At 66.0% G+C, this 5318-nt stretch carries 5 protein-coding genes; 2 read left to right on the top strand and 3 right to left on the bottom strand.

Translation table 11 applies throughout. The features are described from left to right. From A2J02_RS12885 to A2J02_RS12875, 3 genes are all read right to left on the bottom strand, one after another. On the bottom strand, positions 1-1130 hold a 1130-nt coding region (locus A2J02_RS12885; RefSeq protein ID WP_068050549.1), incomplete at its 3' end, for a metallopeptidase TldD-related protein. Continuing rightward, the gene (locus A2J02_RS12880; RefSeq protein ID WP_068050548.1) at positions 1127-2683 is read right to left on the bottom strand and encodes a TldD/PmbA family protein; all 1557 of its coding nucleotides are present in this window, start codon (positions 2681-2683) and stop codon (positions 1127-1129) included. The genes A2J02_RS12880 and A2J02_RS12885, both read right to left, overlap by 4 nt. After that, entirely contained in the window at positions 2665-3432 is a 768-nt protein-coding gene (locus A2J02_RS12875) for a TSUP family transporter (RefSeq protein WP_068050547.1), read from the bottom strand. Before A2J02_RS12875 ends, A2J02_RS12880 begins: the two co-directional genes overlap by 19 nt. A 17-nt stretch (positions 3433-3449) precedes the next feature. Here A2J02_RS12875 and A2J02_RS12870 point away from each other — a divergent pair, with 17 nt between their 5' ends. Both A2J02_RS12870 and A2J02_RS12865 read left to right on the top strand, forming a co-directional pair. Further along, positions 3450-4607 carry a sensor histidine kinase gene (locus A2J02_RS12870; protein WP_068050546.1) on the top strand — a complete coding sequence of 386 codons (1158 nt, stop codon included), beginning with the start codon at positions 3450-3452 and terminating at the stop codon, positions 4605-4607. A gap of 16 nt (positions 4608-4623) precedes the next feature. Then, on the top strand, positions 4624-5280 hold the full coding sequence (locus tag A2J02_RS12865) for a response regulator (RefSeq protein ID WP_068050545.1): 657 nt from the start codon (positions 4624-4626) through the stop codon (positions 5278-5280). Positions 5281-5318: the final 38 nt, after the last annotated feature.

Below are 5318 nucleotides of genomic sequence, written 5' to 3'. Positions count from 1 at the left end.
AGCGTCGTCAGGAGCAGCCCGCGTTCGGTGTCGGCAACCATCTTGTCCAGACCGACGTCGGTGCCGCCCGTCAGAACGAGGTTCTCGCCCGGGACCGCGACAGGGGCTCCGAACTTCTGCGCCGCTGCACGTGGGTAGGCCAGGGCGGAGACCGATCCGTCGCGGATCCAGTCGACGCGCTCGATGTCCATGCCGTTGTCGAACACCGACACCGAATCACTAGACGACCCGGCCACCACGAACGGCGCGTACTCGAGTCCGGATGCGTGTGGATCGGAGTACAGGGTGAGCGGCAGGTCGGTGAGTTTCTGGCCGACTCGCGTCCCACCTGCCCGCGAGAGTGCGGTGCGGCCTTCCTGCGCTCCGCGGCCTTCCATGGTCCACATCAGATAGATCATCAGGTCTGCCACCGCCGACGGGGGCAGCACAGTCTCATAGCGACCGGCGGGCAGTTCGATGGTGTTCCGGGCCCAGCCGAGCCGGGTGGACAGCTCCGCCAACATCGACTCGGCCGACACGTTCCGGAAGTCGGTGGTTCCGGTGCCCACCCAGGCGCTCGCACCGGATCGCTTTCCATTGATCTCGACCGATCCGGTGGGCTGTGTGAAAGTACGACGCACCCCGGCCGAGGTTCCGAGCCAGACGTTGTCGACGGTGTGCTGCGCGAATCCGTACAGTGCATCCTCACCATCGAATCCGACGTTCAATTCCGTTGCCAGCGAACCGAACACGTCGATCGACGTATGTTGTGCTCGGCGGTCCCAGTCGTGTGGGTCCGAGACCGACTCGCGAGGCAGCAAGGGCATCGCGTCCTCGGCGGGCTCTGCCGATCGCGCCGCCGCCTCGCTGGCCCGGACCACAGCCTCGATGTCCTCCGGATCGACACTCGTCGACGACACGGCGCCGACTCGAACGGTCGTTCCGCCGGCTCCACTCCTGCCCCGAACGACGTCGGCCTCTCGCACGATCGAGATCACCTCCCAGCGCCGGGAGGTGGCAATTCCGTTGGTGGTCATGGAGTTTCCGGCCCACCGCAGCGTTGCGTCGCTGGAGTCGGTGACGATCACGATGGTGTCGTCGACACTCGCGTGGGCGAGTGCACGTTCGATCACGAGCTGCGGCGCGATCATCGGCCTGCCTCCGATCGGGTGTTGAGGACGTTGACGCCGCGGAACAACGCGACGGGGCAGCCGTGGCTGACGGCGGCAACCTGCCCGGGTTGGGCCTTGCCACAGTTGAATGCGCCGCCGAGTCGCCACGTGGACTGTCCACCGAGCAGTTCCATCGAACCCCAGAATTCGGTGGTGGTCACCTGGTACGCCACATCACGCACCTGGCCGTCGAGCACGCCGTTGCGGATTCGGTAGAAGCGTTGGCCGGTGAACTGGAAGTTGTACCGTTGCATGTCGATCGACCAGGATTTGTCGCCGACGACGTAGATGCCGTCCTCCACCTCACCGATGACGTCGGCGGTGGAACGATCGACATCGGGGTCGGGCTGCAGCGATACGTTCGCCATCCGCTGGATCGGAACATGATGCGGAGAATCGGCGTACGAACATCCGTTGGACCGCTCCAGACCGAGTTTGGGGGCGAACACTCGATCGAGTTGGTAGCCCACCAGTGTGCCGTCGCGGACCAGGTCCCATCTCTGCGACGCCACTCCGTCGTCGTCCCAACCGATGCTGGCCAGGCCGTTGATCTCGGTCCGGTCGGCGGTGACGTGCATGATGGGCGATCCGTAGCGCAACGTCCCCAACTGGTCCGGGGTCGCGAACGACGTGCCGGCGTAGGCGGCCTCGTAGCCGATGGCACGGTCGTATTCCGTTGCGTGCCCGATCGACTCGTGAATGGTGAGCCACAGGTTGGTCGGATCGATGACGAGATCCGTTGGGCCTGCCACGACGGACGGTGCCTTCACCTTCTCGGCCAGCCATTCGGGGATCCGGGCCAGCTCGTCGGCCCAGTCCCACGTGCTGTGCTCGCCCAGGTACTCCCAGCCTCGTCCGACGGGTGGCGCGAGGGTGCGCATGGTCTCGAATGCACCGGCGGATCGATCCACCGTGGTGGCCTCGAACTGGGGATGCAGTCGTACCCGCTGCTGCGTGATGCCGCTGCCGGCCAGATCCGCGTAGAACGACTGCTCCTTGACCTGCAGAACCGAGGCGGTGACGTGATCGACGCCGTCCGACGCCGCCAGCCGGGACGAATACTCCGCCAGCAGTGCCACCTTCTCGGCGGTGGGTACCTCGAACGGGTCGATGTCGTACTCCGACACCCACGTCGCATTCGAGTACACCGGCTCGGAGGCGAGTTCGACGCGTTCGCGATTGAGCGTGCGCAGCGCTGTGGCCACCTCGACCGCACTGCGGGCCGTGGCTGCGGCTGCGTCGGTGCCGAGTTCGGCGTGCGATGCAAAACCCCAGGTGCCGTCGACCACGACCCGTACGGCGAGGCCGATCTCCCCGGCGTCGATTGCGGATTGGACGGAGCCGTCGCGCAGCGATATCGACTGAGTCGTCAAGCGCTGCACGCGAACATCTGCATGCGTTGCCCCGGCCGAGCGGGCCGCGCTCAGGGCGGCGTCCGCGAGGGCCTGCAGGGGCAGAGCAAGGAAGTCGGCGTCGACCGATCGATCCGATTGTCTCGTCACGCCTGAAGACGCTAGCCGAATTGTTGCCATCCGAGTCGGACCACCATGCCCACGACCACGACGAGCAGGACGATTCTCACGAATCCGGCACCGCGGGCGACCGCCGTTCTTGACCCGAGGACGGCACCGAACACGTTGCACACCGCCATGGCCGCTCCGAGCTGCCAGTAGACACTGCCGGTGATGGCGAAGAAGGTGAGGGCACCGACGTTGGACCCGACGTTGATCACCTTGGCCATCGCGGCGCTGCGCACGAACTCGGTGCCGAGCATCGTGGCGAAGACGATGATCAGGAACGTTCCGGTACCGGGCCCGAGAATGCCGTCGTAGAAGCCAATTCCGGCAGCTGCACAACCGATGACGATCAAAACCTTGCGATGGGTCGGCGGCGACGGTGCCGCGCTCAGACCGATGGTCGGACGGCAGGTGACCAGTACGGCCACACCCACGAGAACGACCATGATGATCGGGATGAACAGCTCGCGATCGATCAACGACACCGCAGCAGCACCGGCTGCCGAGGCCACGGCGGCGAGAACGCCGGCCGGAACCAGCACCGCCCAATTCAGCGAGACCTTCCGCGCGAAGGTGACGACGGCGGCGACCGTACCGAATACGGCAGTCGCCTTGTTCGTCGCCAGCGCTGCCTGCTGCGTGAGCTGAGGTGCCACGAGAAGGATCGCCGGCAGCAGGATGAGGCCACCTCCGCCCACCACGGCGTCGACCCAACCGGCGGCCGTGGCCGCGACCATCAGCAATCCCCAGTCGGCAGCAGTCATACGGCAAACTCAATCACATGCGTCGATTCAGTCTGTGGCTCCGTGGGCAGCCGTTCGTGGCCGATGCCCTGCTGGCCGTCGGGCTGTTCGTCGTCGACATTCTGGTGTTCGTCAGCTCGGTCGACGGTCTGAACGGGCCGTTGTTCCTGGTCTTCTCGGTCGTGCTGACGATTCCCGTCGCGTGGCGGCGGCGTCTGCCCCGCACGATCGCAGCACTGACTCTCGTCACCACGCTCGGCTCCGACATAGCGGGCAGCCTGGTGGGCGATGCGTACAACGGTCACCCGGCAGCGCTCGCCCTGCCGATCATGCTCTACACGCTGGTCGCGTACGTCGGTCGAGTTCAGGGCGGCGTCTATGCCGCCGCACTCGCCGTGTACACCGCCGCGAACCTGCTTCTGTTCGCCCAACCGGTGTTCACGACACTGCTGTTCAGCGCGCTGATGTACGCCCTGTCGTGGGTTGCGGCGGAATTTCTCGGTGCCCGCCGGGCGTACGACGAAGCGACTCAGGCCCGACTCGTCGTGGCCGAGTACGACAGGGACCGACGCGCCGAAGAGGCCGTGCTCACCGAGCGCACTCGCATTGCACGCGAACTGCACGACGTCATCGCCCACAGCGTCAGTGTCATGGTGGTGCAGGCCGACGGCGCCTCGTACGCCATCAGGCGCAATCCCGATCGCGCAGAGCAGGCCGTGGCCAACATCTCCGCAACGGGTCGTTCGGCATTGGCCGAGCTGCGTCGAACGGTCGCGTTGCTGCGGACCTCGCCCGACTCGGACGACATGCCCCAGTACGGCACCGCCGGTCTGGCCCGTGTCGTGGAGATGATGGGTCGCGCCGGATTGAACGTCGAGCTCGAACAGACCGGAAACCTGGACGACATCAGTCCGGCGATCAGCCTGGGAGTGCACCGGTTGGTGCAGGAATCGCTGACCAACGTCCTCCGCCACGCCGGTCACGCGCCACGCGCTGTCGTCAAGGTGGTTCGCGGAGAAGATGCGGTCACCGTCGAGATCTCCGACAACGGCTCCGGCGCACCACCGTCCGAGGACGGTGGTGGACACGGACTTCTCGGAATGCGCGAGCGAGTAGCGGTGCTTCGAGGCACCCTGCACGCCGGGCGGACGCCGCACGGCAATTGGCTCGTGCGGGCAACGCTGCCGATCGAGTGAGGGCTAGGTTGGGTCGGTGCCGATCACCGTTGTCGTCGTGGACGACCAGGAACTCATGCGCATGGGATTGAACATGGTGCTCGAGGCGCAGGACGACATCGAGGTGGTGGGGGAGGCCTCGGACGGGGCGGGTGCCGTCGAGGCCGTCGCCAGACTGGCACCGGCGGTAGTGCTGATGGACGTCCGCATGCCCGGCATCGACGGCGTCGCCGCCACCCGCAGCATCACCGAATCGGGTTCGGACGCCAAGGTTCTGGTGATGACGACCTTCGATCTCGACGAACACGTCCTCGGGGCACTCCGGGCAGGGGCCAGTGGATTCCTGCTCAAGGACACTCCACCCGAGGACCTGGTCTCCGCGATTCGCAGCGTGGCCGCAGGCGATGCCGTCGTCTCGCCGAAGGTCACCAAGCGTTTGCTGTCGAGGTTCGTCGAGCAGTCCGTGTCGCCCACCGATGCCGCCGTTCTCGATGCGCTCACCGGACGCGAGCGCGAGGTGCTGGTGCACTTGGCTACCGGCTTGTCCAACGCCGAGATTGCGGAGGCCCTGCATCTGTCCGAGGCGACGATCAAGACTCACATCGGCCGAATCCTGACGAAGTTGGACGTCCGCGATCGAGTCCAGGCCGTCGTCGTGGCGTACGAAACCGGCCTCGTCCGGCCGGGTTCCTGAGAATCTGCCGACAAACACGGCAAGTCGGGAGCTATTTC

Source organism: Rhodococcus sp. EPR-147 (assembly GCF_001647185.1).
In the GTDB taxonomy this organism is placed as follows: domain Bacteria; phylum Actinomycetota; class Actinomycetes; order Mycobacteriales; family Mycobacteriaceae; genus Rhodococcoides.
Note: the sequence above shows the minus strand (reverse complement) of the source record. Positions and strands in the feature narration are given on the sequence as shown.